The sequence below is a fragment of the Demequina zhanjiangensis genome (genome assembly GCF_030418315.1).
GTDB classification, from domain to species: Bacteria; Actinomycetota; Actinomycetes; order Actinomycetales; family Demequinaceae; genus Demequina; species Demequina zhanjiangensis.
The window spans coordinates 390,500-416,750 of sequence record NZ_JAUHPV010000003.1 but is presented as its reverse complement, the minus strand read 5'-3'; the positions used below and the strand labels follow the sequence as shown (position 1 = coordinate 416,750).

At 68.7% G+C, this 26,251-nt stretch carries 20 protein-coding genes; 4 read left to right on the top strand and 16 right to left on the bottom strand.

The annotated features are described in order from the left end of the window. Positions 1-80: 80 nt before the first annotated feature. The 11 genes from QQX04_RS07270 to QQX04_RS07220 form a co-directional block, all read right to left on the bottom strand. On the bottom strand, positions 81-482 hold the full coding sequence (locus QQX04_RS07270) for a prepilin-type N-terminal cleavage/methylation domain-containing protein (protein ID WP_301127669.1): 402 nt from the start codon (positions 480-482) through the stop codon (positions 81-83). 134 nt (positions 483-616) lie between these two features. Then, complete coding sequence (locus tag QQX04_RS07265) at positions 617-1,846, bottom strand: type II secretion system F family protein (RefSeq protein ID WP_301127668.1); 1,230 nt, start codon at positions 1,844-1,846, stop codon at positions 617-619. Between the two features lie 12 nt (positions 1,847-1,858). Beyond that, a complete protein-coding gene (locus QQX04_RS07260; RefSeq protein WP_301127667.1) occupies positions 1,859-3,379 on the bottom strand; it encodes a type IV pilus twitching motility protein PilT in 1,521 nt (506 codons plus the stop codon). Positions 3,380-3,530: 151 nt separating this feature from the next. Further along, positions 3,531-5,198 carry a GspE/PulE family protein gene (locus QQX04_RS07255; RefSeq protein ID WP_301127665.1) on the bottom strand — a complete coding sequence of 556 codons (1,668 nt, stop codon included), beginning with the start codon at positions 5,196-5,198 and terminating at the stop codon, positions 3,531-3,533. Between the two features lie 101 nt (positions 5,199-5,299). Beyond that, positions 5,300-6,136, bottom strand: a complete 837-nt coding sequence (locus QQX04_RS07250) for a shikimate dehydrogenase (protein WP_301127663.1) — start codon at positions 6,134-6,136, stop codon at positions 5,300-5,302. A 4-nt stretch (positions 6,137-6,140) separates the two neighbouring features. Then, on the bottom strand, positions 6,141-7,265 hold the full coding sequence (gene mltG, locus QQX04_RS07245; RefSeq protein WP_301127661.1) for an endolytic transglycosylase MltG: 1,125 nt from the start codon (positions 7,263-7,265) through the stop codon (positions 6,141-6,143). After that, a complete protein-coding gene (gene ruvX / locus QQX04_RS07240) occupies positions 7,258-7,710 on the bottom strand; it encodes a Holliday junction resolvase RuvX (protein ID WP_301127659.1) in 453 nt (150 codons plus the stop codon). Before ruvX ends, mltG begins: the two co-directional genes overlap by 8 nt. A gap of 10 nt (positions 7,711-7,720) precedes the next feature. After that, positions 7,721-10,393, bottom strand: a complete 2,673-nt coding sequence (alaS, locus tag QQX04_RS07235) for an alanine--tRNA ligase (protein ID WP_301127657.1) — start codon at positions 10,391-10,393, stop codon at positions 7,721-7,723. A 145-nt stretch (positions 10,394-10,538) separates the two neighbouring features. Then, on the bottom strand, positions 10,539-11,165 hold the full coding sequence (rpsD, locus tag QQX04_RS07230) for a 30S ribosomal protein S4 (RefSeq protein WP_301127655.1): 627 nt from the start codon (positions 11,163-11,165) through the stop codon (positions 10,539-10,541). 126 nt (positions 11,166-11,291) lie between these two features. After that, a complete protein-coding gene (locus tag QQX04_RS07225; RefSeq protein ID WP_301127653.1) occupies positions 11,292-12,620 on the bottom strand; it encodes a replication-associated recombination protein A in 1,329 nt (442 codons plus the stop codon). 62 nt (positions 12,621-12,682) lie between these two features. After that, positions 12,683-13,576, bottom strand: a complete 894-nt coding sequence (locus tag QQX04_RS07220) for a LysR family transcriptional regulator (RefSeq protein ID WP_301127651.1) — start codon at positions 13,574-13,576, stop codon at positions 12,683-12,685. A gap of 72 nt (positions 13,577-13,648) precedes the next feature. Here QQX04_RS07220 and QQX04_RS07215 point away from each other — a divergent pair, with 72 nt between their 5' ends. Then, entirely contained in the window at positions 13,649-14,608 is a 960-nt protein-coding gene (locus QQX04_RS07215) for an EamA family transporter (RefSeq protein WP_301127649.1), read from the top strand. Here the strand turns inward: QQX04_RS07215 and aspS are convergent. Together aspS and hisS are read right to left on the bottom strand one after the other, a co-directional pair. Beyond that, the gene (gene aspS, locus QQX04_RS07210; RefSeq protein ID WP_301127647.1) at positions 14,605-16,392 is read right to left on the bottom strand and encodes an aspartate--tRNA ligase; all 1,788 of its coding nucleotides are present in this window, start codon (positions 16,390-16,392) and stop codon (positions 14,605-14,607) included. The genes QQX04_RS07215 and aspS overlap by 4 nt on opposite strands. 113 nt (positions 16,393-16,505) lie before the next feature. Next, positions 16,506-17,858 (bottom strand): histidine--tRNA ligase, encoded by a 1,353-nt coding sequence (hisS, locus tag QQX04_RS07205; RefSeq protein ID WP_301127645.1) that lies wholly within the window; start codon positions 17,856-17,858, stop codon positions 16,506-16,508. Positions 17,859-17,922: 64 nt separating this feature from the next. Between hisS and QQX04_RS07200 the strand changes: the two genes are divergently transcribed. The 3 genes from QQX04_RS07200 to QQX04_RS07190 all read left to right on the top strand — a co-directional run bounded on the left by QQX04_RS07200 (position 17,923) and on the right by QQX04_RS07190 (position 21,055). Next, entirely contained in the window at positions 17,923-18,774 is an 852-nt protein-coding gene (locus QQX04_RS07200; RefSeq protein WP_301127643.1) for a peptidylprolyl isomerase, read from the top strand. Further along, positions 18,771-20,360 carry a DUF349 domain-containing protein gene (locus QQX04_RS07195; protein WP_301127641.1) on the top strand — a complete coding sequence of 530 codons (1,590 nt, stop codon included), beginning with the start codon at positions 18,771-18,773 and terminating at the stop codon, positions 20,358-20,360. Before QQX04_RS07200 ends, QQX04_RS07195 begins: the two co-directional genes overlap by 4 nt. A gap of 116 nt (positions 20,361-20,476) precedes the next feature. Further along, complete coding sequence (locus QQX04_RS07190; RefSeq protein WP_301127639.1) at positions 20,477-21,055, top strand: hypothetical protein; 579 nt, start codon at positions 20,477-20,479, stop codon at positions 21,053-21,055. A 16-nt stretch (positions 21,056-21,071) separates the two neighbouring features. Here the strand turns inward: QQX04_RS07190 and QQX04_RS07185 are convergent, their stop codons facing one another. The 3 genes from QQX04_RS07185 to secD are packed head-to-tail and all read right to left on the bottom strand — an operon-like array spanning position 21,072 to position 26,236. Then, positions 21,072-23,324, bottom strand: coding sequence for a RelA/SpoT family protein (locus tag QQX04_RS07185; RefSeq protein WP_436968465.1), 2,253 nt, complete (start codon positions 23,322-23,324; stop codon positions 21,072-21,074). Between the two features lie 30 nt (positions 23,325-23,354). After that, complete coding sequence (secF, locus tag QQX04_RS07180) at positions 23,355-24,437, bottom strand: protein translocase subunit SecF (protein ID WP_301127637.1); 1,083 nt, start codon at positions 24,435-24,437, stop codon at positions 23,355-23,357. Continuing rightward, a complete protein-coding gene (gene secD / locus QQX04_RS07175) occupies positions 24,437-26,236 on the bottom strand; it encodes a protein translocase subunit SecD (protein ID WP_301127635.1) in 1,800 nt (599 codons plus the stop codon). The genes secF and secD overlap by 1 nt, the downstream gene beginning before the upstream one ends. Positions 26,237-26,251 lie beyond the last annotated feature (15 nt).

Genomic DNA, 26,251 nt, shown 5'->3' with positions numbered 1-26,251 from the left:
CCCCAAACCCAACCACCACACCCCCCCGGGGGGGGGGGCCGCCCCCCCCCCCCCCCCCCCCACGACCGGGTGGTCAGTCCTTAGCAGGTGGCGCTGTTCTCGTAGAGCACACCGTCCTGGTCGGACGAGATCTGCGTCATCGTGCCACCGGTGTAGGTCACCGCGATGCAGAAGGTGCCGGCCTGGTAGCTGGCGTTCACGACGGTCGGCGTGATGTCCGGGCTGCCGTTCCACGACACCGCGCCGGTGCTCGGGTTGGAGCTGGGGTTGTCGACCATCCACGCGGCGACCTGGGTGCGGTAGTTCGCGAGGTCCGACTTGGCCGCGGAGTCCTTGGCCTTGGCCTGCTGGTCCAGGTAGATCGGGATGGCGATGGCGGCGAGGATGCCGATGATGATGATGACGACGAGGAGCTCGACGAGGGTGAAGCCCCCCTCACCGTTCTGACGCTCCTCCAGGTGCTTGCGAATGCGAGCAATCATGTGCATTGCCTTTCATTTTCTCTTTGAAAACCGCGGGAAGGTTTTCCCCCGGTCATAGCCGCGCCCCTGACGGGAAATCCGGCGAACACCCGGAAACGCGACCACATCTGTGAAATTCTGCTGTGCTCCGAAACTCAGCCAATAAGCTCGAAGATGTTGAAAAGGGGCAGGTAGAGCGCAATCACCATAGATCCGATCAATCCACCCAGCACGGCAATCATGATGGGCTCGATGAGGGAGGTCAACTGCTCTGTGGTGGATTCCACTTCCTGGTCATAGAAATCGGCGATCTTGTCCAGCATCTCGTCCAGCGCACCCGTGTCCTCACCCACCGCGATCATCTGCACCACCATCGGAGGGAACACAGGGCTGTCCGCGAGCGGCTTCGCGAGCGAGTTGCCCTTCCTCACCGATTGCTGCACCGCACGAGTCGCGTCCTCGACCACGATGTTGCCTGACGCCTGGCCGACGATGTCGAGCGCCTGGAGGATCGGGACGCCCGAACGGATCATCGACCCGAAGGAGCGCGCGAAGCGCGCCACGGCGATCTTGCGGATGAGCATGCCGAAGATCGGAAGCTTGAGCATCATCGGCTGGTAGGCCCGGCGGACCTTCTCCTTGTGCTTGTTCTTGCGCCACCAGAAGGAGAAGACGATGAGGCCGACCAGAAGGATCGGTGCCGCTACGGTCATGATGTTCGACATGTAGACCAGGAACTGGGTGGGAAGCGGCAGCTCGCCACCGAGGTCGGAGAACATGTTGGCGAACACGGGCACGATGAAGATGAGCATCGCGGCGGTCGCGAGGATCGCGATGATGAAGACCACCACCGGGTACGTCATCGCCGACTTGATCTTGCCGCGCAGCGCGACCTCGTTCTCGAAGTTCTCCGCGATCGAGACGAGCACCTCGTCCAGGAAGCCTCCGACCTCACCGGCCTTGACCATGTTGATCATGATCGGGGGGAACGTCTCAGGGTGCCTGCCGAGCGCCTTCGAGAACGATGATCCGGTCTCGACGTCGGTGCGCACCTCCCCGATGACCTTCTTGAGGGCCTTGTTCTCGGTCTGATCCGCGAGGATCGCCAGGGCGCGAAGGAGCGAGAGGCCTGCGCCGATCATGACCGCCAACTGGCGCGACATGATCGCGATGTCCTTGAGCCCGATCCGTTCGCCGAGCCCGGGGATGTTGATCTCGGCGTTGAGGCCCTTGCCGCCGGCCTCGCTGACGGCGAGCGGCGTCAGTCCGCGCTCGCGCAGTCGCTGAGCGACCGCGGCCGAGGACGGCGCCTCGATCGTGGACTTGTGCTCCTTGCCCGCCGCGTCGCGCGCGACGAACTCGAACTGCTTGGTTGCTGTAGCCATCGTCGTCCTCCGCTACCGCTGCGCGTTCGCGCGGCCCGCGAGCCTGTTGAACTCCTCGACGGAGTGGGCGATCTCGACCGCGTAGTCGTAGTGGATCGCGCCCTCCTTCACGAGCTCCGCAAGGTGCTGGTCCATGGTCTGCATCCCCATCGACGCTCCCGCCTGGAGCGACGTATGGATCTGGTGGGTCTTGCCCTCACGAATGAGGTTGCGGATGGCCGGCGTGGCCAGCATCACCTCGACCGCGACGGCACGCCCGGGTCCGTCGGCGCGAGGCAGCAGCGCCTGGCACAGCACGCCCTGGATCGCGGTCGCGAGCTGCGTACGCACCTGCCCCTGCTGCTCGGCCGGGAACACGTCGATGACACGGTCGATCGTCTGGGCCGCGTCCTGGGTGTGCAGCGTCGCGAACACGAGGTGGCCGGTCTCTGCGGCGGTGAGAGCGACCTGGATGGTCTCCAGGTCTCGCATCTCACCGATGAGGATCACGTCCGGGTCCTGGCGCAGCACATGCTTGAGCGCCTTCTGGAACGAGTGCGTGTCCGTGCCGACCTCGCGCTGGTTCACGAGCGAGCGCTTGTGACGGTGCAGGAACTCGATCGGGTCCTCGACCGTCATGATGTGGCCGCTGCGTGAGCGGTTCACCAGGTCGAGCAGCGAGGCGAGCGTGGTCGACTTTCCCGAACCCGTGGGACCCGTGACCAGCACCAGGCCGCGCGGCAGGTCTGCGAACGACTTCACCGCGGCGGGGATGCCGAGCGCCTCGAGCGGCTTGATCTCGTAGGGGATCACTCGGAAGGCGGCGCCCACGGACTCGCGCTGCTGGTACATGTTGACGCGGAAGCGGGCCTCGCCGACGAGCGCGTACGAGAAGTCGAGCTCGAGCTCCTCCTCGAAGCGTTCACGCTGCGCCTGGGTCAGGATCTGATAGAGCGTGCGCTGCAGGCCCTCCTTGGTGAGCGGCCCGAAGCCCTCGAGGGGACGCAGTCCGCCGTCGACGCGCACCATGGGCGGCGCGCCGGTCGTGAGGTGGAGGTCAGACGCCTTGGACGCCAGCATCCCCCGCAGCGCCTGTGAGATGTCGAGGTCGCCCTCCTGGCGCTCCTGGCTCATGCCCACGCGGTGCGTGGTCGCGGGAGCCGGTGCGGCGGGGCGGGCCGGCGGGGCCGCCTGCTGTGCCGGCTGCGCCGCCGAAGGCTGCTGCGGAGCGGCCGGCGGCTGCCCCTGCGACATGAGCGGCTGACGCTGGACCGCCGGTGCGGCCGGGGCTGCAGGCGGCGCCACGGTGGGCGCGGACTGAGGAGCCGGCGCAGGCGGCGCGGGTGCGAAGGACTGCTGCGCTCCGAACGCGGGCGGGGCGGTCTGCGCGGACGGCTGCTGCAGAGCGGCAGGTGCCGCGGGCTGCTGCGGCGCCGCGGCCGGGTTCGGGTTGAACGACTGCTGCTGGGGCGCGAAGGTCGGCTGGCCGGACGACTGCTGGGCAGGCGGCGTGGCAGGGGTCGGCTGCCCCTGTCCCGGAATGTTCTCGGGCATGAACGACGTCATTCAGCACTTCCCCTCAGCACGGGCTGCCTGGACCCGCATGCGATTGTCCCTCCGGGTATCGGCAGAAAACCGGTACCGCTCAATCACTGCAAACCATGCAACACAATTCTCACTATTGCAAGTACGAAACGCCACGGCGTTATTTGACGACACGAAGCAGCTCCTCCACCGAAGTCGTTCCTTCGAGCACTTTCGCCCATCCATCCATGAGCAGCGTCTCCATGCCGTTCTCGCGCGCCTTGCGACCGATCTCGGCCGCGGAGGCGTGCGCCACGGCGAGCCGCTCGAGCTCCTCATCCACCGTCATGACCTCGTGGAGCGCCACGCGTCCGCGGTAGCCGGTGTTCGAGCAGCGCTGGCATCCGACCGGGCGGTACACGACCGGCAAGGTGTCGCCTTCCACCCACCCCACGTTCGCGGGGATCTCCTTCTCCTCGATCTTGTACTCGACCGCACAGTGGTCGCACAGGCGCCTGGCGAGACGCTGGGCGACCACGCAGTCGACAGCCGAGCCCACGAGGAACGGTTCGATGTCCATCTCGATGAGGCGCGTGAGCGCCGAGGGCGCATCGTTCGTGTGGAGCGTGGAGAGCACGAGGTGACCGGTGAGGGCCGCCTCGATAGCGATCTGCGCCGTCTCGTGGTCTCGGATCTCACCGAGCAGCACCACGTCGGGGTCGGCACGAAGGATCGAGCGCAGCGCCGACGCGAATGTCAGGCCCGCCTTGGGATTGACCTGCACCTGGTTGATGCCGGCGATCCGGTACTCGACCGGGTCCTCAACCGTGATGACGTTGATCTCGGGGCGGCTGATCTGGTTCAACGTGGCGTACAGCGTGGTCGACTTGCCGGAACCCGTGGGGCCCGTGACCAGGATCATGCCGTACGGCTTCGTGAACGTCGCCGAGTACTGCACGTAGTTGTGCTCACGGATGCCGAGGTCAGCGAGGTCCAGCGTCGCGGTCGAGTTGTCGAGGATTCGCATGACGACCTTCTCGCCCCACACCGTGGGGAGCGTCGCGACACGGAGGTCGATCTTTCGTCCCTGGTGGTTGACGGAAAGACGGCCGTCCTGCGGCTTGCGACGCTCGGCGATGTCGATGTCCGACATGATCTTCAGACGCGACGTCACACCGTTGCTGATCGCCTTCGAGGCCCGCTGCATCTCGTGAAGCACGCCGTCGATGCGATACCGGACGCGCAGGTCCGTCTCGGTGGGCTCGATGTGGATGTCGGACGCGCGGTCCTGAACGGCCTGGGTGATGAGGAGGTTGACGAAGCGCACGATCGGCGCGTCGTCCTCCGACACACCCGAGCCGAGCGTCTCATCGTCAAGGTTGACCTCGGACTCGGACAGCTCCTCCTGGAGGTCCTCGAGCTCCGCGTCGGAACGGCAGTAGCGATCGATCGCGGCGACCAGGTCGTCGTGGGCAGCAACCACCGGCATGACCTGCATCTTGGTGATCGTGCGGAAGTCGTCGACCGCGACCACGTTGCCGGGGTTGGACATCGCGACCTTGAGCACGCCGTCCTCGAACCCGATCGGGAGCGCGGCATGGCGGCGACACACGTTCGCCGGCACGGTGGCCACAGCGGCACGATCCACGGGATAGTCCGCCAGCTCGACGAACTGCATCCCCACCTGGCTCGCCAGCGCGCGGACGAGCTGCGACTCGGTGATCATCCCGAGCTCGACGAGGGTGCGCCCCAAAGACTGACCTCGCTGCTGCTGCGCGTCGATCGCGTCCATGAGCTGGTCCTCAGTCAGAAGACCCTCCTCAAGGAGGATCGACCCCAGCTGCTTCACAGTGACTCCCTACTTCCCCACGGCCGCGTCCGGGCGCGACTGCCCTGTGAACCTAACATCGGCAACAAGGGCTTGGAACGCGAGAGTCGGAATTATCACACTTAAGGCAATGCGGATTCCAATGTCTGAATTGAAGGTATTTGTCCGGTCATCAGACGCACCTGCTCCACGGCCTGATGGAGAAGCATTCTCTGGCCACCGATGGTCGCTCCCCCGTGACCCCGCCATGCTTCGGCGAACGGCGTGACGAGCGGGTCGTAGACGACGTCGAGCAGCACACCTGAGGGGCCCTGGACCGACGAGGCGAGCTCGCTGCCGGCCGCGGCCGGGATGGTCGACACCACCGCATCGGCCTGCTCCGCCCTCGCGACCGCTGCGGCACCGGCTTCCACGTCGCCGAGCGGGATGAGCACCGGCGACAGGCCCATGCGGGATGCGGCACGCACGAGTCCCCCTGCACGGGCCCGATTCCTCACCGCCACGACGGGCGCGACGCAGCCGAGCTGGCCGAGCGCGGCGACGGCCGAGGTGGCTGTCGCTCCCCCGCCGATCACCACTGCGGTGCGCGCATGCTCGAGACCCGCCTCGCGGAACGCGGCGACGATGCCGTGGACATCGGTGTTCGCCCCCACGAGCTGTCGGGTGTCACCGACGTGCTGCACGACCACCGTGTTCAGCGCGCCCACGAGCTTCGCCATGGGCTCGATGAAGTCCATGAGCGGCATCGCTGCCGCCTTGAGCGGCATCGTGAGCGACAGCCCTGCCCACTCGGGGCCGAGCCCCTCGATGAACGAGGGAAGCTCAGGCTCGGTGACGTCGTACGCGTCGTACTTCCATGACAGGCCCAGCTCGCGGTACGCCGCGCGGTGGAGCGCGGGCGAGAGCGAGTGCGCGATCGGGTGGCCGAGCACTCCGGCTCGACGCTCCGCACCGGTCATGCGATCAGTCGTCGTTCGTGTTCTGGGCGTACCAGTCCTGGAGCTCGCGGACGTTCACCTGGTGGTCCGCGTACGTCGTCGCGTACTTGGTCTCGCCGGTGGTCAGGTTGACCGTGACGAAGAACAGGTAGTCGGTATCCGCGGGCGCGGCGGCGGCCTGGATCGACGCCTCTCCGGGTGCGGCGATCGGACCCGGGGGGAGCCCCGTGTACAGGTACGTGTTGTACGGGTTCTCGGTCGCGCGCTCGTCGTCGTCGGTGAAGACGCCCTCGGTGCGCGAGAAGTACTTCACCGTCGAGTCGAACTGGAGCATCATGTCGATCTCGAGGCGGTTGTAGATCACGCTGGAGATGAGCGGACGGTCCTCGTCGAGCCGCGCCTCACGCTCGATCAGCGAGGCGACGATCATCGTCTCCTCCCAGTCCTCCTCGGCGATGTTGTTCTTCTCGAGGACCCTCACCGTCTGGGCGACCATGGCGCTCAGCACGTCCGTGGGGGTGACTCCCGGGTTGAACTCGTAGGTGCTGGGGAACAGCCAGCCCTCGATGTTGCCGCCGGCCTCCTCGGGCAGGCCGATCGACTCGGTGTCCTGCGCCGCAGCCTCGACCTCCTCGTAGCTGAAGTCGGTGAGGTCCGCGATCTTCTGATAGTAGGTCTCGACCGTCTTCCCCTCGGGGATGGTGATGGTCCGCAGCTCCCGATAGTTCGGGTCGAGCAGCTGCAGGAGCGCGTTCTCCGCGGACATCTCGCGCTGCATGAAGTAGTAGCCAGGAGTGATCGAGGAGGCCTCAGGGTTCTGGTAGGTCGCCTGAATGAAGGCCTCGGTCGACGCGATGACGCCCGCGTCGTACAGCGTCTGTGCGATGTCCGCACCGGTGTCGCCGGACTCGACGACCACCTGGACGGTGCCCTGCCCAGTGCCCTCATAGTCGGCGATCGTGTTCTCCTCGGGGACGAACTCCAGGAGGAAGCTGCGCGCCACCGACGCGCCGAGCGCGACGATGATCAGGCCGACGGCCACGGCCACCAGGGTCCACTTGCGTCGCGTCGCGCGCCTCTTGCGGCGCTGCAGACGGCGCATGTCGAGCGACGTGGTGGACGTCGTCTCCGGCTCGAACAGGTCAGTCATCGTTCCCCTTGGTGGGTGTTACCTCGGTGGTCACTGTACCGAGGTTGCCATTCTTCTGTACTTCCAGCGCGCTCTCCAGGATCACGACGGCCGCGGCCTGATCGATCACCTGCCTCTGCGCCTTCGCCGATCTTCCCGCGGCGGACATCTGCCGCGAGGCGGAGGCTGTGGAGAAACGCTCGTCGATCAAACGAATCGTCGCATCGGTCAGTTCCGCCAGCTCGGCAGCGAACCCACGCGCATCCTGGGCGGAGGTGCCCTCTCGCCCCTTCAGGGTACGCGGAAGGCCGACGAACACCTCGGTCGCCTCCCGCTCCGCGATGAGGTCCGCGACCTCGCGCGGCGCTCGGGGTGAGCGCGTGACCGTCGCGATGGGGAACGCCATCAGGCCGTCGGGGTCGCTCGCTGCGACCCCGACGCGCACGGTCCCCACGTCGACGCTCACGCGCACGTGCCTATCCACGATGCGCGATCGCCGCCTCGATCGCCTCGAGCGCCGCGCCGATGCGCGTCGCATCCTGGCCACCGCCCTGTGCGAGGTCGGGCTTGCCGCCTCCGCCGCCGCCGAGCACGCCGGCGGCGACCTTGACGAGGTCGCCGGCCCTGATGCCTGCGTCGCGGGCCGCCTGGTTCGTGCCGACCACGATCTGGGGACGCCCGCCGATCGCCGCGGTGGCGGCGACGACCGCGGGAGCGGACTCGCCGAGTCGCGCACGCACATCGGTCACGAGCGTGCGGAGGTCGTCGGAGTCGCCGGCGACGTCGGACTCGTGGGCGACGAGGCGGACACCGGACACGTCCTTCGCGGTGTCCACCAGGGATGCGGCAGCGTCCCGCATGGCCTGCGCACGGTAGCCCGCGAGCTGCTTCTCCGCCTCGGCGACGCGCTCGACGAGCTTCTCGATGCGGCCCTTGAGCTCCCCCGGCTGCACCTTGAGCGTGGAGGTCAGCTCGCTCACCAGCGCGCGCTCCGCGGCCAGCTGCTCGAAGGCCTCGTAGCCCACGAAAGCCTCGATGCGACGCGATCCCGAGCCGACGGAGGACTCGGAGCTCACGGCCACCATGCCCACCTGGCTCGAGTGCTCGACGTGCGTTCCTCCGCACAGCTCGCGCGACCACGGGCCGCCGATCTGCACGACACGGACCGCGGTCTCGTCGTACGTCTCGCCGAACAGCGCGACGGCGCCCCACTCCTTGGCCTCGGGGAGGGTCATGTACTGCCATGACACGGGCAGGTCGTTGCGGATCGCGCGGTTGGTGACCTCCTCGATCTCCGAACGGGTCTCGGCGCTGAGCGCCTGACCCCACGAGAAGTCGAGGCGCAGGTAGCCGGGCTTGTTGTACGAGCCGGACTGGAGCGCCTCAGGGCCGAGCACCTCGCGCAGCGCGGCGTGGATGAGGTGCGTGCCGGAGTGCGCCTGACGCGCGCCCAGCCGCCACTCAGCGTCCACCTCGGCGGAGACGGCGTCACCCACGGCGACCTCTCCCTCGACCACCTTCACGGTGTGCACCACGAGGCCCTTGATGGGACGCTGCACGTCCATGACCTCGAGCGTGGCGTTGGCCGCGCGGATCACTCCCGCGTCGGCCTCCTGGCCACCGGACTCCGCGTAGAAGGGCGTCTGGGGAAGCACCATCTCGAGGACGTCGCCCTCGACCCCGACCGGCACGGGCTTGCCCTCCTTGAGGATGCCCTGCACCTCGGTCGCGGTGACGAGCTCGTGGTAGCCCTTGAACTCGGTGGAGCGCTGCTCGAGAAGCCCCGCGTACACGGCCGTGTCCGCATGCCCGCCCTTCTTGGCCTTCGCGTCGGCGCGGGCGCGCTCCCGCTGCTCGTTCATGAGCTCGCGGAACTTCGCCTCGTCAACCTGGAGACCCGCCTCGGAGGCCATCTCCAGCGTGATGTCGATCGGGAAGCCGTAGGTGTCGTGGAGCTGGAAGGCATCGGCACCGGGAAGCGCCTTCGCGCCCGCGTCCTTCGCCTTCGCCACCGCGGTGTCGAAGATCGTCGTCCCGGAGGCGAGGGTGCGCCGGAACACGTCCTCCTCCTTGTACGCGACCTCGCTGATGCGCGAGAAGTCGGCGTCGAGCTCCGGGTAGGTGAGCTTCATCGCGTCCTTGGAGACGGGCAGCAGCGCCGGAAGCGCCGCGTCGTCCACGCCCATGAGTCGCATGTTGCGCACGGTGCGGCGCAGCAGGCGACGGAGCACGTAGCCGCGGCCCTCGTTGCCGGGCTTCACACCGTCGCCGATCAGCATGAGCGAGGACCTGATGTGGTCCGCGATCACGCGGAACCGGACGTCGGCATCCTTATCCTCGCCGTAGGTGAGACCCGTGAGCCTCTGCACCTCGCCGATGACCGGGAAGACCTCGTCGGTCTCGTAGAAGTTCTCGACGCCCTGCTTGAGGAACGCGATGCGCTCGAGCCCGGCACCGGTGTCGATCGCCTTCTGGTCGAGCTCGCGGATGAGCTCGTAGTTCTTCCCGTCGCCGGGGCCGCGGAGGTACTGGTCGAAGACCAGGTTCCAGATCTCGAGGTAGCGGTCGCCACCCGGGTCGACAGTGCCGCCCACCGCGTCGGGCCCGTACTCGGGGCCGCGGTCGTAGTGCCACTCCGCGCAGGGTCCGGCGGGACCGGGCTGGCCGGTGTCCCAGAAGATCTCCTCGCGCGTGAGCTTGACGATCTGGTCGGGGTTCACGCCGGCGTTGACGAGCGACGACAGCGCCTCGTCGTCCTCGTTCCAGATCGTGACCCAGAAGCGCTCGGGCTCGAAGCCGTAGCCACCCTCGGACTCGGGGCTGGTGAGAAGCTCCCACGCGAAGTTGATCGCGCCTTCCTTGAAGTAGTCGCCGAACGAGAAGTTGCCGAGCATCTGGAAGAACGTGCCGTGACGGGTGGTCTTGCCGACCTCCTCGATGTCCTTGGTGCGGATGCACTTCTGGACCGAGGCGATGCGCGGGTGAGGAGACTGCTCCGTCCCGATGATGTACGGGATGAACGGGACCATGCCCGCGACCGTGAACAGCAGCGACGGGTCAGGCGACACCAGCGACGTGCTGGGTGCGATGTGGTGACCCTGCTTCGCGAAGTAGTCGTTCCATCGCGTGGCGATCTCTGCGGAGCGCATGCAAGTCCTTGTCTGTGAGCGAGTCTGTCTCGAAAGAGGTCTTCTGGGATAAGCAGAAAGCCGCGGCACGCCCTCCCTTGCGGGAGCAGCGCACCGCGGCGTCTGCTTGGTCGGGCTCTGAGTCAGAGCCTACCGTCGGTCAGGCTTAGCGAGCGTAGTACTCGACGACCAGCTGGACCTCGCAGGTCACGGGGACCTCGGCACGCTTGGGGCGACGCACGAGCTGAGCCGTGAGCTTCTCCAGCGTGACGTTGAGGTACTCGGGGACCTGGGGCAGCACGTCGCGGTGCGCGCCCGCGGCGGCGGCCATGTAGGGCTCCATGGTGACGGCCTTGGGCTTGACCTGGATGGTCTGGCCGGGCTTCACGCGGAACGAGGGGCGGTCGACGATCTTGCCGTCCACGAGGATGTGGCGGTGCAGGACGGCCTGGCGGGCCTGCAGGATCGTGCGGGCGAAGCCGGCGCGGAGCACGAGCGCGTCGAGACGCATCTCGAGAAGCTCGACGAAGGCCTCACCGGTCAGACCGGCGTCCTTCTTCGCCTCGGCGTAGATCGCGGTCATCTGCTTCTCGCGGAGACCGTACTGCGCGCGAAGACGCTGCTTCTCGCGCAGACGCACGGCGTAGTCGCTCTCCTTGCGGCGAGCGGTACGGCCGTGCTCACCCGGCGGGTAGGGGCGCTTCTCGAAGTGCTTGACAGCCTTCGGGGTCAGCGCGAGGCCGAGTGCACGGGACAGCCGCACCTGGCGGCGTGCCTTCTGAACAGAGGTCATGGTTTCCTTCACAGTCCTCGAGCGCGCGGGAGCGCCACGAGAAAGTACGAATGTGTGCATGTTCGCGGCGACAGCAGCCAACCGTCCGCGAGGGCTGAACAAGAGTACCAGGTGACGGGCCGTGTGTCAGCCGCGGCCGAGCATCTCCCTGATCGTGTCGAGCCGCTCGCTGAGCGTGCGCTCGACGCCGTGCTCGGTGGGCAGGTAGTAGCGGGTGCCGCGGAGCGTCTCGGGCAGGTACTCCTGCCGCGCGACGCCACGAAGAGCGTCGTGGCTGTACACGTATCCCTTGCCGTGGCCCAGCTTCTCGGCGCCGCTGTAGTGCGCGTCCCGGAGGTGCTCAGGGACGACGCCGGCACGGCCGGCCTTGACGTCGGCGATCGCCTGGTTGATGGCGTTGTAGGCACGGTTCGACTTGGGTGCCATCGCCAGGTACGCGGTGGCCTCGGCGAGCGGGATACGTCCCTCAGGCATGCCGATGAAGCTCACGGCGTCAGCGGCGGCCTGCGCGATCACGAGCCCCTGGGGGTCGGCCAGCCCGATGTCCTCCGACGCGAGGATCACCAGGCGTCGCGCGATGAAGCGAGGGTCCTCCCCCGCTACGACCATGCGCGCGAGGTAGTGCAGGGCCGCGTCGACGTCGGAGCCGCGCACCGACTTGATGAAGGCGGAGATGACGTCGTAGTGCTGGTCGCCCGACTTGTCATAGGCGACGAGCGCGGCGTCCATGGTGGCCTCGACGATCGCCTCAGTGATGATCCCGTCGCCGTCGGCCGCGGTGTCGGCGACCGCTTCGAGCAGCGTGAGCGCCTTGCGGGCGTCGGCCCCCGCCACGCGCACGAGCTGGTCCCGTGCGTCCTCCTGGAGCGTCACCTCTCCCCCGAGCCCCCGAGGGTCCTCGACCGCGCGCTCGACGAGCGCGACCACGTCGTCCACCTGAAGCGGCTTCAACGTGAGGAGGAGGGAGCGCGACAGCAACGGCCCGACCACGGAGAACGACGGATTCTCGGTGGTGGCGCCGATCAGCGTGATCCAACGGTTCTCGACCGCCGGCAGCAGGATGTCCTGCTGACTGCGCGTGAAGCGGTGGATCTCGTCGATGAAGACGACGGTCTCGCGCTCCCCCGTCGCGAGCCTGCGCTTCGAGTCGTCGATGACGGCGCGCACATCCTTGACGCCGGAGGACACTGCGGAGAGCTCGACGAACCGTCGGCCGCCCGCCACGAGATAGGCGAGCGTCGTCTTGCCCGTCCCAGGCGGTCCCCACAGCATGACGGACGTGGCCGGCGCGGTCTCGCCGATCAGCCTGCGCAGTGGCGACCCGTCGCCGAGCAGGTGCGACTGGCCCACGACCTCGTCGAGCGTGCGCGGCCTCATGCGGACGGCGAGCGGGGACGACGCCGACGGCGCCGGGACACCCGAGGCCTCGGTGCGCATCGCGTCGAACAGATCCATGCCGCAAGCCTAGGCGCTCGGGCCGACACCCCGGACCGGCCCGAGACGGTCACCAGCCTCGGTCAGGACAGCGCCGCACCCTCCTCCACGAGTCGGTCGAGCACCGCCCTGACGGCCTGCCGCTCCACGCGGTCGGGACGAGCGATCGCGACGATGCTGCGCACGGCTCGCACGCCGTCGAGAGGCACCAGCGTGTACGCCCCGCTGGCCGGTGTCGAGTGGCGCGGGAGCAGCGCGATGCCGAGCCCTCGGAACACGAGCGACTCGACGAGCCGGTTGTCGCGCACCTCGGCGACACGCGTCAGGGCTCTGCCGGTCGCGGCCTCGATCGCCTCATGGATGGTCGCGAAGGGGTAGCCGCGAGGGACGACGATCCACGGCTCGTGCGCAACGTCTCCCGGCGTCACGGACTGCCGCGCTTCCAGTGGGTGCCCGGAAGGCACCACCACATCGATCGGCTCCCGCGCGACCACTCTCGTGAAGAGCCGCTCCGCACCCACCGGCACGTCAGCGATCAGGCTGTGCCCGATCACGAGGTCGACGTCGGCGGTGCGCGCCGCGTAGTCAGCCTCGGCGAGGTCGAAGTCCTGGAGCTCGAGCGTGATCAGCGTGTCGGACAGCGCCGCCATCACGCCAGGAAGCAATGCGGCGCCCGCGCTGGGAAGCGTGCCGACACGGACGACGCCGGCGGGCTCTCCCCTGCCTGCGTCAAGGCGCGCTTGGAGGGCGGCGAGCGTGGTGAGGACGTCGTCTGCGCCCTCGGCGAGCAGCTCGCCCGCCCACGTGAGCCTCAACCCGCGGGAGGCAGGCTCCACGAGCCGCACTCCCAGCTCGCGCTCTGCGGTGCGGAGCTGCTGGGACAGTGCCGACGGCGTGCGGAACGTCGCTGCGGCGACGGCGCCCAGGGTGCCGCGGTCGCGCAGCTCGCGCAGGAGTTCCAGGTGACGCACTTCCATGTAGGCACCCTACATATCACCTTCACTGCAATGAACTGGTGCTTCACGGATACCTCGACCCACACTGACGCCATGCCTCGTCGCCATGTCGCGCTCGCCCTCCTCACCGCCGTGCTGTGGGGCGTCAACTTCCTCGCCATCCACGCCTCGCTCGCGCAGTTCCCGCCGTTCCTGCTCGTCGCACTGCGATTCGCCGTGATCGCGGTCCCCACCGTGCTGCTCGTGCCTCGACCGCAGGTCCCGTGGCGCTGGCTCCTGCTCTATGGCCTCGGGTTCGGCACGCTCCAGTTCCTCTTCCTCTACCTCGGCATGTCGCTCGGGTTCCCCACCGGCCTCTCCTCGCTCGTGCTCCAGGCATCGGCGCCGTTCACGGTCGTCCTGGGGGCCGTGCTGTTGCGAGAGAGGATCGGCGTGCACGCCGGACTCGGCGTCGCGGTCGCCGCCACGGGCCTCGCACTCGTCGGCCTGTCCTACGGCGCCGACGCGGCCGTCGCCCCGTTCCTGCTCGTCCTGCTCGGCGCGCTGGGCTGGGCCTTCGGCAACCTCGCGAGCCGCCAGGCGCGCGCCGAACGACCGTTGCACCTGGTCCTGTGGATGAGCATCGTGCCGCCGCTGCCGATGCTCGCGATGTCGCTGGTGTTCGAGGGTCCCGCGCGGATCTCCGATGCGCTGGCGACCTCGTTCACCACCGAGGCGCTCCCCGCCTGGGCCGGCCTGGCGTACACCGTCCTGCTCGGCACCCTGCTCGGCTCCGGCATCTGGGTGTGGCTCATGGCGCGCCACCCGGCAGGCACCGTGGCGCCCTTCTCCATGCTCGTGCCCGTCGTGGGCATCCTCACCGCATGGCTCACGCTCGGAGAGCGACCGGGTCCTGGAGAGCTCCTCGGCGGGGCGCTCGTGATCGGCGGCGTGCTGTGGGCCTCACGCGCAGGCCGCATGCCACGCGTTGGCGCCTCGCCCACCTCAGACGTGCGACGAGGGCGGACCCCCGACCGGGAGCCCGCCCTCGTGACGGCCGAAGCGGAGAGCTAGGCCTTCGCGTCCTCGTTCTTCGCGTCGTCCTTCTTCTCCTCGGGCTTGGCGTCCACGCCCGCCTCCTTGCGCTGCTCCGGCGTGATGGGAGCAGGCGCCTCGGTCAGCGGGTCGTAGCCGCCGCCTGACTTGGGGAACGCGATGACGTCGCGGATCGAGTCCGCCTTGGCGAGCAGCGCGGTCACGCGGTCCCAGCCGAGCGCGATGCCGCCGTGGGGCGGAGCGCCGAACTTGAAGGCGTCGAGCAGGAAGCCGAACTTCTCCTGCGCCTCCTCCTCGCCGATGCCCATCACGTTGAAGACGCGCTGCTGCACGTCCTGACGGTGGATACGGATCGAGCCGCCGCCGATCTCGTTGCCGTTGCACACGATGTCGTACGCGTACGCCGTGGCCGGGCCCGGGTCGGTGTCGAACGTGTCCATGAACTCGGGCTTGGGGCTCGTGAACGCGTGGTGGACGGCGGTCCAGGACGACGAGCCGAGCGCCACATCGTCATCGTCGCCGTCGACGGGCTTGAACAGCGGAGCATCGACGACCCAGCAGAACTCGAAGCGGTCCTCGTCGATCAGGCCGACGCGCGACGCGATCTCGTTGCGCGCGGCGCCCAGCAGCGCACGCGACGCCTCGGTCTTGCCTGCGGCGAAGAAGACGCAGTCGCCAGGGTTGGCTCCGGTGGCCTCCGCAAGCCCCGCGAGCTCGGCCTCGGAGAGGTTCTTCGCCACGGGACCGGTCAGCGACCCGTCCTCCTGCACGAGCACGTAGGCGAGGCCCTTCGCGCCGCGCTGCTTGGCCCAGTCCTGCCACGCGTCGAGAGTCTTGCGGGGCTGCGAGGCACCGCCCGGCATGACGACGGCGCCCACGTACTCGGCCTGGAACACGCGGAACGGCGTCTCCTTGAAGTACTCGGTGAGCTCGGTGAGCTCGAGCCCGAAGCGCAGGTCGGGCTTGTCGGAACCGAAGCGAGCCATCGCGTCGGCGTAGGTGAGACGCGGGATCGGCGTCGACACCTCGTAGCCGATGAGCGCCCACAGCTCCTTGACGAGCTCCTCGCCCAGCGCGATCACGTCGTCCTGGTCCACGAAGCTCATCTCGATGTCGAGCTGCGTGAACTCGGGCTGCCGGTCCGCACGGAAGTCCTCATCGCGGTAGCAGCGCGCGATCTGGTAGTAGCGCTCCATGCCGGAGACCATCAGCAGCTGCTTGAAGAGCTGCGGCGACTGCGGGAGCGCGTACCAGGAGCCGGGCGCGAGCCGCGCGGGCACCAGGAAGTCGCGGGCGCCCTCAGGCGTCGACCGCGTCAGGGTCGGGGTCTCGATCTCAAGGAAGTCGTGACGCTCGAGCACGCGGCGCGCCGCCTGGTTCACCTTGGAGCGCAGCACGATGTTGGCGCGCTGCTGCGGACGGCGCAGGTCCAGGTAGCGGTGCTTGAGGCGCGCCTCCTCGCCGACGTTCACGTGCTCGTCGATCGGGAAGGGCGTGGGAGCCGACTCGTTCAGGATGACGACCTCGGAGACCGCCACCTCGATCTCGCCCGACGGCAGGTTCGGGTTCGCCGAGCCCTCGGGGCGCATGCGCACCTCGCCGGTCACCTGCACCACGTACTCGGTGCGGAGCGCGTGGGCGATCTCCTCGTGGATGACCACCTGGGCGAAGCCCGAGGCATCACGCAGGTCGATGAACGCCACGCCGCCGTGATCACGACGACGCCCCACCCAGCCGGCGAGGGTGACGGTCGTGCCAGCGTCGGCGGCACGGAGGTTTCCTGCGAGATGCGTACGGAGCAAGGTCTGCCTTTCGTTCGCGCCCGGTCAGGGCGCTCATTGTCGAGCGGTGCTCTGTCGAGCGGATATCAGTCTAGCGGCGTGACGGTGTGCGCCGACGGGCCTCTCGGCCCGCCCTACGCGGGGTCGGCTGCGGACACGCCGGGCCACCTGTCAGCGGCCGGGGGCTCCCAGGTGTCGGCGTCAGCGTCCACCTGGTCTCCGGTGCGGATGTCCTTCACCTGACCGTCGCCGTCCGGCGCGGGGAACCACACGAAGGGGATCCCTCGCTTGTCCGCGTGCTGGATCTGCTTCCCGAACTTCGCGGCCGACGGAGCCACCTCGCACGGGATGCCGCGGTCGCGGAGCCTGTCCGCGATCCCCTGGGACGCAGCACGGGTCTCCTCGTCGGTGACGGCGACAAGGACGGCCGACGGCACGCCTCGGGTGGCCGACACGAGCCCGGCCGACAGCAGCAGCGCCACGAGACGGCTCACGCCGATCGACATGCCCACGCCGGGGAAACCGCCGCCTGCCACGAGCGAGTCGTACCGACCGCCCGAGCAGATCGAGCCGAAGCCCTCGTGGCCGTCCATGAACGTCTCGTAGACCGAGCCCGTGTAATAGTCGAGTCCGCGCGCGATCCTGAGATCCGCGACCGCGGTGCCGGGCACCGCCGCGTTCACCGACTCGACGAGCGCCGTCAGCGAGGCGATGCCTCGCGCGAGCTGCTCCTGCGCGTCCGAGGGGTCCTCCACCTTCGTCGTGGTCTCCCACAGATCCTCGACCGCAGCCGCGAACGACGCGTCAGGCGAGGAGATCCGAGCCAGCTCGAGCGCCGCGTCGGCCGCGGTCTCGGAGACTCCCTGCTCCGCCAGCTCCGCGCGCACCCCGTCGGGGCCGATCTTGTCCAGCTTGTCCACGCTGCGCAGCGCGCCCGCCACGTCGTCGATGCCGACGCCGCGGTAGAAGCCCTCGACGAGCGCCCGGTTGTTCACGTGCATCGTCACCGACGGGATCGGCAGCCTGCCGAGGGCACGCGCCATCACGATCGCCACCTCGGACTCGAGGTGCTCCGGAAGCGTCTCGCGGGCCACGATGTCGATGTCCGCCTGGTAGAACTCGCGGAAGCGACCCTCCTGCGGCCGCTCGCCGCGCCACACCTTCTGGATCTGCCACCGGCGGAACGGGAACTGCAGGGCGCCCTGGTTCTCCTCGACGTACCGCGCGAAGGGCACGGTCAGGTCGAAGTGAAGACCCAGCTTCGCCTCCGCGTCGCCCTCGGCGTTCAGGCGCTGGAGCACGTAGATCTCCTTGGACGCCTCGGAATCGCCCGCAAGCCTGTCGATCGGCTCGACCGCACGCGTCTCGATCTCCCCATACCCGTGCAACGCGAACACCTCACGCAGCGTCGAGAGCACATGCGCCTCGACCACACGGTCACGAGGGGTCAGTTCAGGGAAGCCGGAGAGGGGTCGCACACGAGCCATGGCGCCCATTGTTCCATCGGAGCCGGGCCTACACTGACGACGCCCCAAGCCAGGAGGAGCACAGGTGAGCAGCAGGCACAGGAACGCGTCCAAGGAGCGCAAGGCGCGCGAGGAGCAGATCCGCCAGGAGCAGGAGGCGCAGCAGCGCAGCCGACGCCGCTGGCAGCTGACCGCCGGAGCGGCAGGCGTCGCCCTCGTCGCCCTCGTCGGCTACGGCGTCTGGCTCTGGGCAGGACAGGAGTCGCCCGACCCCGCGCTGACGGCATCCTCCGACGCCTCGCCGACCGTGCAGACCACCGCCACGCCCGATCCGGTCGCGACGTCCACCAACGACCCGATCGTCACCGAGGAGGGGTGGGGGGCGTCGTCCACCCCACCTCCGAGCAGCCTCGCGGAGAACCGCATGTGGACGGTGACGCTGGAGACGAACCAGGGCGACATCGTCCTCGAGCTGGATGGCGAAGCCGCGCCGCAGGCTGTGTCCTCGTTCCTGGCGCTCGCAGGCGACGACTACTTCGACAGCAGCGAATGCCACCGGCTCACCACGTCCGGCATCTACGTGCTGCAGTGCGGCGACCCGCTCGGCACCGGTCAAGGCGGTCCGTCGTATCGCTTCGGGCCGATCGAGAACGCCCCCAGCGACGATCAGTACCCCGCAGGAACGCTCGCGATGGCGCGGGTGTCCGCCAGCGCGGTGGTCGCTGAGGCAGCGGCGAACTCCATGGGCAGCCAGTTCTTCATCGTCTACGAGGACTCTCAGATCCCCTCCGATGAGGCCGGCGGATACAGCGTGTTCGGCCGAGTGGTCGAAGGCCTGGGTATTGTGGACTCCGTTGCCGAAGCCGGCACGATCACCGGGGAAGCCGATGGTCGACCGGCACTGTCCGTCATCGTGAACGAGGTATCCGTTTCATGACTTCCGCCGATCGCCCCACCGACATCGACGCCACACCCACCACCGGCGAGGCCGAGCAGCCGCTCCCGCCCGCAGAGGAGACGGCTCAGCCCACCGAGGCTGAGCCCGCCGCCGCTACGGAGGAGAGCGCAGCCGCTGACGCGGCCGCGCCCGTCGAGGACGCCCCTGGAGAGGAGGAGGCTGCCGCGCCAACGCCCGCTGCGCAGCCCAAGCCGCGCGCGTCCAAGCCGAAGGCGCCGAAGCCCCGTGCTCCCAAGCCTGGCTCGTTCGCTCCCGCGACCCCCGCGGTCGTGGCGGCGCACACGACGCACCCGGTCAAGGTGCCGGTGGTCGACGAGGTGACCCCCGAGATGCTCGCCGAGGCCGAGGCCTTCGGCGCGGTCGACGGCGACCAGGTGACCGTCGCGATCGGCGACGAGAAGCTCACGGTCGGCCCCGCCGCTGGCGACGACCCCCTGAAGCCCTACGCCGAGGCCTACTACGAGCTCAAGGCCTCGATCGAGCGCTTCCACGCTCGGCTGAGCTCCGCCGAGCTCTCGGTCAAGGACATCGACGACGCGCTCGCCTCGAACAAGGAGTCGCTCGCGACCCCCGCGGTGGTCGGAGACGTCGCCGCCCTGCGCACGCGGTGGGCCGAGGTCGAGGCCGAGGCGACCGAGGCTCGCGCACGCATCCAGGAGGAGCGCCGCGTCGCCCGTGAGGCTGCGCTCGCCGCCCGCGAGGAGATCGTGCTCCAGGCGGAGGCGCTGGCCGCCAAGCCCGAGAACCAGGTCCACTGGAAGAACGACACGGAGACGCTCCGCGCACTCCTCGACAGCTGGAAGGAGGCGCAGCGCTCCGGCGCACGCGTCCCCAAGGAGGCCGAGCGTGCGCTGTGGCGCCGCTTCACCCACGCCCGCTCCTCGTTCGAGAAGGCGCGCAAGCACCACTTCGCGCAGCTCGACCGCGACAACGCTGCCGTCGCGGAGCGCAAGGAGGAGCTCGTCGCCCGCGCGGAGACCCTGCAGACCTCCACGGACTGGGACTACACCGCACGCGCCTTCCGCGATCTCATGAACGACTGGCGTCAGGCCGGGCGCGGACGCCGAAGCGTCGACGACGCGCTGTGGCGTCGCTTCCAGACCGCGCAGGACGCGTTCTTCGAGGCGCGCCGGGCCGCCGCGGACGCTGAGGACGAGGCCCTGTCGGGCAACGTCGAGGCGAAGGAGGCCATCGTGGTCGAGGCGGAGGCTCTGCTGCCGATCACCGACCTCCGCTCGGCCAAGCGCGCGCTGCGTTCCCTCCAGGACCGCTTCGAGGCCGCGGGACGGGTGCCGCGAGGCGACGCCGCCAGGCTCGCCAAGCGCATCGGCGCCGTCGAGAAGGCGGTCCGCGATGCCGAGGACGCCGAGTGGAACTCCTCGAACCCCGAGCTCGAGGCGCGTGTCTCCGGCGCTGCCGCACAGCTCCACGCCGCGATCGCCGACCTCGAGGCCGACCTCGAGAAGGCGAAGGCCGCCGGCGACAAGCGCACCATCAAGCAGGCCGAGGAGGCGCTCGCCGCCCGCAAGGCCTGGCTCAAGCAGATCGAGCAGGTGCAGCGCTAGAGAAGCGACGCACCGCACCGGGAAGCCGGCGTCCTCATCCGGGGGCGCCGGCTTCTCTGTCCCCAGAAGGCACGCTTCGCGCCCACGCTCGCGCGCGCCGCTGGCATCCTCGCAGCATGATCCTCGTGAGCCCCGACGACATTGGCACCCCCGGCTACTCACGCGCGGTCCGCGAGGGCGTGCTCGTGCCGCTCACCCCGGTCGTGGCCGCGCCGCTCGATGTACCGGCCACGCAGGGCCTTCGCGCCTTGGCGCTGTCCCCGCTCGTCCCGCAAGGAGCGGTGGTCACCGGCCTCGCCGGTCTGTGGCTGGATGGGCTGGCGGGGTACCCGAGCACCCTGGACGTGCTTCGGCGCACCGGCACCCACCGCGCGCCCCGACGGATGCAGGTGCGCTCCAGGATCCGCATCCACGCCGGCGATCCGGGACCTCGACCGGTGCGGGACATCAGCCACGTGCGGTGCGCCCACGCGAGCCGTTGCGCCGTCGACGCGCTGCGGTGGGGGCCCCTCGAGAAGGCGATCTCGGCAGTGTGGACAGGGATGCGCAGCGGAGCGATCGATCCCAGCGACGTGAGCATCGCGCTTGCTGAGACGCCCCCTGATCGCAGCCGCCGTCGAGCGCAGTCTGCGTGGAACGCGATCGAGAAGTGCTGGCGGGCTCCCAGCGCTGAGGCCGTCCCTCGCGCGGCCTAGCCGCGACCGCCCGCGGTCAGTGGCGCCGTGCGCCCGTGATGCGGCGGGCGTCGTACACGCCCTCGATGCGGCGCACCGCGCCAAGCACGGCGCCGAGGTGCGAAGGGTCCGCCATCTCGAACGTGAAGGTGTTGAGCGCGACACGGTCCTTGGACGTCGACACGTGCGCACCCAGGATGTTGACGTGATGGTCGGACAGGACCTGGACCACGTCGGAGAGGAGCCGATTGCGGTCGAGCGCCTCCACCTCGATCTGCACCATGTATGTGGCCTCGTGCTGGCCCGTCCACTGCACGTCGATCAGACGTTCGGGCTGCTGCTCCCTGAGACCCGAGAAGTTGTCGCAGTCCGCGCGGTGCACGCTCACGCCCTGTCCCCTGGTGACGAAGCCCTGGATCGCGTCTCCAGGCACCGGGGTGCAGCACTTCGCGAGCTTGACCACCACGTCCGCGAGCCCATGCACCGAGACACCGGGGTCTCCCCTGCGCGTCTTCTGCTTGGTGCCGGGACGCGTGATCTCGGTGAGGTCCTCGTCGGCCCCCTCCTCGCCGCCCACGGCCTCGACCATGCGCGCGACGACGTCTGCGGGCTGCTCCTTGTGCTCGCCGATCGCCGCGTAGAGCGCGTCGACGTCGTCGTAGTGCATCTCCTTGGCGAGCGCCAGGAGGGTCGAGCGGGACATCAGCCTCTGCATCGGGAGGTGCTGGCGGCGGATCGCTCGCGCGAGCATGTCACGGCCCGTCTCGACCGACTCCTCGCGCCGCTCGCGCGTGAACCACTGACGGATCTTGTTGCGCGCGCGGGTCGACTGGACGAAGTCGAGCCAGTCGCGGCGCGGGTGGGCGTTCTCGTCGGAGGTCGTCAGCACCTCGACGGTGTCGCCGTTGTCGAGCGTCGAGTCCAACGGCACCAGGCGTCCGTTGACCTTGGCGCCGATCGTCTTGTGCCCCACCTCGGTGTGCACCGCATAGGCGAAGTCCACGGGCGTCGCCCCCTGAGGGAGCGACAGCAGGCGGCCGCGCGGCGTGAACACGTACACCTCGGCACGTGAGATCTCCCCGCGCAGCGAATCCAGGAACTCGCTCGGATCGGCCGTCTCCTGCTGCCAGTCGGCGATCTGGCGAAGCCAGCCCATGTCCCCCGTGGAACCCGTGGACTCCTGCCCGGTGCGCCCGTTCTCCTTGTATCGCCAGTGCGCTGCAAGACCGTACTCTGCACGGCGGTGCATGTCCTGAGTGCGGATCTGCAGCTCCACGGGCTTTCCCGACGGCCCGATCACGGTGGTGTGCAACGACTGGTACAGGTTGAACTTGGGCGTCGCGATGTAGTCCTTGAAGCGGCCCGGCACCGGCTGATAGCGGGCGTGCATCGCGCCGAGCACGGCGTAGCAGTCGCGCACGGTCTCGACGAGGATCCTCACGCCCACCAGGTCGTAGATGTCGTTGAGGTCGCGGCCTCGGACGATCATCTTCTGGTAGACGGAGTAGTAGTGCTTGGGGCGTCCCGTGATGGTCGCCTTGATGCGCATCTCCCGCAGGTCCGCCGCGATCTCCTCGCGCACCTGCGCCAGGTACTTCTCGCGCTCCGGTGCGCGCTCCGCCACGACCTCGACGATCTCCTGATAGATCTTCGGATAGAGCGTCCGGAAGGACAGGTCCTCGAGCTCCCACTTGATGGCGTTGAGGCCCATGCGGTGCGCGAGGGGCGCGTAGATCTCGAGCGTCTCCTGCGCCTTCTTGCGCGCCGACTCGGGGCTCACGAACTCCCACGTGCGCGCGTTGTGCAGGCGGTCGCACAGCTTGAGCAGCAGGACGCGGATGTCCTTCGCCATCGCGACGACCATCTTGCGGACGGTCTCCGCCTGCGCGGCGTCGCCGTACTTGACCTTGTCCAGCTTGGTGACGCCGTCCACGATCATGGAGATCTCGGCGCCGAACTCCTGCTCCATCCGCTCGAGCGGATAGTCGGTGTCCTCGACCACATCGTGCAGCAGCGCCGCGGCGATGACCGAGGCCGGCAGCCCGAGGTCGGCCACGATCTGCGCGACGGCGATCGGGTGCGTGATGTACGGCTCGCCGCTCTTGCGCTTCTGGCCCCGGTGAGCCTCCTCGGCGACCGAGTAGGCGCGCTCGATGACGGCGACGCGCTCGCGCGGGTAGTGCGACCTGAAGGTGTCGAGCACCCCGTCGATCGCGGTCGGCTCGCGCTGACCGCGGCGCAGGAAGCCCAGGGGTCCGACGGACGCGGTGGAGGAACGTGCCTCAGTCACGCAGCCCTCCTTCCCTGGCAGACCCTCAGTCTACTTGCGCCGCTTGCGCTTGGGCTGCGCCGACGTGCCGAGGTGCTCGCCGGGCTGAAGCGCTCCGACGCGGATCTCGCCATCCTCGCCGACGAGGACATCGGCCTCGCCCGACTCGCGCAGCGCGAGCACCTTCTCGGTGTGAGCCGCGATCTTCTCCTCGTTCTTGCGCAGCTGCACCTCGAGGGGCGTCGCCACGAAGATCGACGAGTAGGTACCGACCGCCATACCGATGAAGAGTGCGAGCGAGATGTCCCGCAGCGTTCCCGCTCCGAGCACGTACGACCCGATGAAGAGGATCGACGCCACAGGAAGGAGCGCCACCACCGAGGTGTTGATCGATCGCACGAGGGTCTGGTTCAGCGCGAGGTTCGCGAGCTCGCCATAGGTGAAGCGGTTCTGCGTGAACACGTCCTTCGTGTTCTCGCGCACCTTGTCGAAGACCACGACCGTGTCGTACAGCGAGTAGCCGAGGATGGTCAGGAAGCCGATCACGGAGCCCGGGGTGACCTCGAAGCCGATCAGCGCGTAGATGCCGACGGTGAACACCAGGTCGTGGAGAAGCGCGACCAGTCCTGCCGCGGCCATGCGCCACGCCCGGAAGTACAGCGTCATCACGATCGACACGAGCACCATGAAGACGATGAGTCCCTGCAGCGCGGCGCGACCCACCTCGGCACCCCACGTGGGGCCGATCTGCGTCGAGGCCACGTCCGCCTCGGCGACGCCGTAGCCATCGGCCAGCGCGGTCGTGATCTCGCGCGCGGTCTCGATCTCGACAGCGCCCATCTGCAGCTGGATTCGGTCCGTGCCGAGCGTGGTGGCCAGAGCCTCGGAGTCGCCCGCGAACTCGTCACCGATCTCCTGCGCGATCGACACGTCCTCGGAGTCGGTCGTCACGAGGAACTTGCTGCCGCCCGTGAAGTCGATGCCCAGGTTGAAGCCGAAGATCAGCAGCGACGCGATCGACAGGGCCATGAGCCCGCCCGAGATCGCGAACCAACGCTTGCGCTGGCGGACGATCGGGTAGATCTTCTCGCCGGAGTGGAGGGCGTTGCCCCACTGTGCCAGGTTGCCGGCCATCAGTTCTCCTCCCCCTTCGCCGCAGCTGCCTTGCGTTCCGCGAGCGTCTGGGTCTTGGGGGTGGCCACGCGGCCACGGCCCTTGTACAGGGTGTCACGGCCGAGCTGACGCGGGTCGAGTCCCGACCACGGGTGCCCCTCGCCGAAGAACTTCGTGCGGGACAGCAGCACGAGGATCGGGTGCGTGAACAGGAAGACGATGATGATGTCGATCACCGTGGTGAGGCCGAGCGTGAAGGCGAAGCCTCGGACCGAGCCGACCGCGAGCAGGTAGAGCACCACGGCGGCGAGGATGTTGATCGCGTCTGAGGCGAGGATGGTGCGCTTGGCGCGCTTCCAACCGCGGTCGATGGCCGCCTGCAACGACTTGCCCTCGCGCAGCTCATCTCGGACACGCTCGAAGTACACGATGAACGAGTCCGCTGTCACACCGATCGCGACGATCAGTCCCGCCACACCTGCCAGGGACAGGCGGTAGCCGATCATCCAGTAGAGCAGGTCGATCGCGAGGAACGTCATGATGCCCGCGAGGAACAGCGAGCCGACGGTCACGAGCCCCAGCACGCGGTACTGGAACACGGAGTAGATGACCACCAGGATCAGACCGATGAGACCCGCGATGAGACCGGCCTGAAGCTGGTCCTGGCCGAGCGTGGCAGGGACCACGTCCTGCGACTGGAGCTCGAGCTGCAGCGGCAGCGCTCCGAACTGGAGCTGGTTCGCGAGCTGCTGGGCCTCGGCCTGCGTGAAGTCGCCGGTGATCGAGGCGGTGCCGTCGGAGATGCGGCTCTGCATCACCGGATAGGAGATGACCACGCCGTCGAGCATGATCGCGAACTGGTTCTGCGGGCTCGGCAGCTGGATCAGGCGCTGCGAGATCTCGTCGAACACGTCCGCGCCCGTGGACGTGAAGTTGATGACGACCTCGTAGCGACCGGTGAGGCCGCCGGTCGAGTTGAACTCAGGGCCGGAGGTGGCGCTGTCGACCTCGGAGCCGGTGAGCTCCACAGGACCGAGCAGGAACTTCAGGGTGCCGTCGAAGGCGCACGCGGCGTGGCCCGTGTCGGGGTCGCCCAGGGCGACGCCGCCCAGGTAGTTGGCGGGGTCGACGCAGTTGAGAGCGTCTGCCTGCGCGCGCAGGTCGTCTGTGATCCACGACAGGTCCGAGGCAGTGCCCGCCGCCGGGTCGTCGCTCGTGGCGGGGTCGGTCGTCGTGTCGGGCTCGGCCGACGCAGATGCCGAGGCGCTGGCCGACGGGCTCGCGGCGTTCGCGGACTCGGCCGCGCTTGCGTCCTCTGCCGCAGCATCGGCGGAGGCGGAAGGGCTGGCGGACGCGCTGACACCGGGGTCGGCGCTCGCCGAGGGCTCGGCGGTCGGGTCGGTGGTGGTGTCCGTCGTCGCGATCGGGCCGGGGTTGTTGATCTCGAGGACCGGGCGGAACTGCAGCTGGGCGCTCTGACGCACCAGGTCGATCGTCTCGTCGGACGGGTCGCCAGGGAGCGAGACGACGATGACGCTCGAGCCCTGCGTGGAGATCTCCGCCTCCGCGACACCCGAGGCGTCCACGCGCTTGCGGATGATCTCCACCGCCTGCTCGAGGTCGTCCTCGGTGACCTCGGAGCCGTCCGTCGTCGTCGCCTGGAGCGTCAGCTGGACGCCTCCCGCGAGGTCGAGGGCGAGCCCTGGGGCAAGGGTCGTCTGATTGGTGAGCACACCCGCGGCAAGGGCGCCATAGCCCGCCACAAGGATGATGCCCAGCCAGATGAGCGCGCGACGCGCGGCCTTCACTGCAGTTGACACAGGATTCCTCACGAT

What these genes read in the sequence shown, in the direction of transcription:
- QQX04_RS07270 (WP_301127669.1), bottom strand. Translation starts at nt 482, where the DNA reads ATGATTGCTCGCATTCGCAAGCACCTGGAGGAGCGTCAGAACGGTGAG.
- QQX04_RS07265 (WP_301127668.1), bottom strand. Translation starts at nt 1,846, where the DNA reads ATGGCTACAGCAACCAAGCAGTTCGAGTTCGTCGCGCGCGACGCGGCG.
- QQX04_RS07260 (WP_301127667.1), bottom strand. Translation starts at nt 3,379, where the DNA reads ATGCCCGAGAACATTCCGGGACAGGGGCAGCCGACCCCTGCCACGCCG.
- QQX04_RS07250 (WP_301127663.1), bottom strand. Translation starts at nt 6,136, where the DNA reads ATGACCGGTGCGGAGCGTCGAGCCGGAGTGCTCGGCCACCCGATCGCG.
- mltG (WP_301127661.1), bottom strand. Translation starts at nt 7,265, where the DNA reads ATGACTGACCTGTTCGAGCCGGAGACGACGTCCACCACGTCGCTCGAC.
- alaS (WP_301127657.1), bottom strand. Translation starts at nt 10,393, where the DNA reads ATGCGCTCCGCAGAGATCGCCACGCGATGGAACGACTACTTCGCGAAG.
- rpsD (WP_301127655.1), bottom strand. Translation starts at nt 11,165, where the DNA reads ATGACCTCTGTTCAGAAGGCACGCCGCCAGGTGCGGCTGTCCCGTGCA.
- QQX04_RS07225 (WP_301127653.1), bottom strand. Translation starts at nt 12,620, where the DNA reads ATGGATCTGTTCGACGCGATGCGCACCGAGGCCTCGGGTGTCCCGGCG.
- QQX04_RS07220 (WP_301127651.1), bottom strand. Translation starts at nt 13,576, where the DNA reads ATGGAAGTGCGTCACCTGGAACTCCTGCGCGAGCTGCGCGACCGCGGC.
- QQX04_RS07215 (WP_301127649.1), top strand. Translation starts at nt 13,649, where the DNA reads ATGCCTCGTCGCCATGTCGCGCTCGCCCTCCTCACCGCCGTGCTGTGG.
- hisS (WP_301127645.1), bottom strand. Translation starts at nt 17,858, where the DNA reads ATGGCTCGTGTGCGACCCCTCTCCGGCTTCCCTGAACTGACCCCTCGT.
- QQX04_RS07195 (WP_301127641.1), top strand. Translation starts at nt 18,771, where the DNA reads ATGACTTCCGCCGATCGCCCCACCGACATCGACGCCACACCCACCACC.
- QQX04_RS07190 (WP_301127639.1), top strand. Translation starts at nt 20,477, where the DNA reads ATGATCCTCGTGAGCCCCGACGACATTGGCACCCCCGGCTACTCACGC.
- secF (WP_301127637.1), bottom strand. Translation starts at nt 24,437, where the DNA reads ATGGCCGGCAACCTGGCACAGTGGGGCAACGCCCTCCACTCCGGCGAG.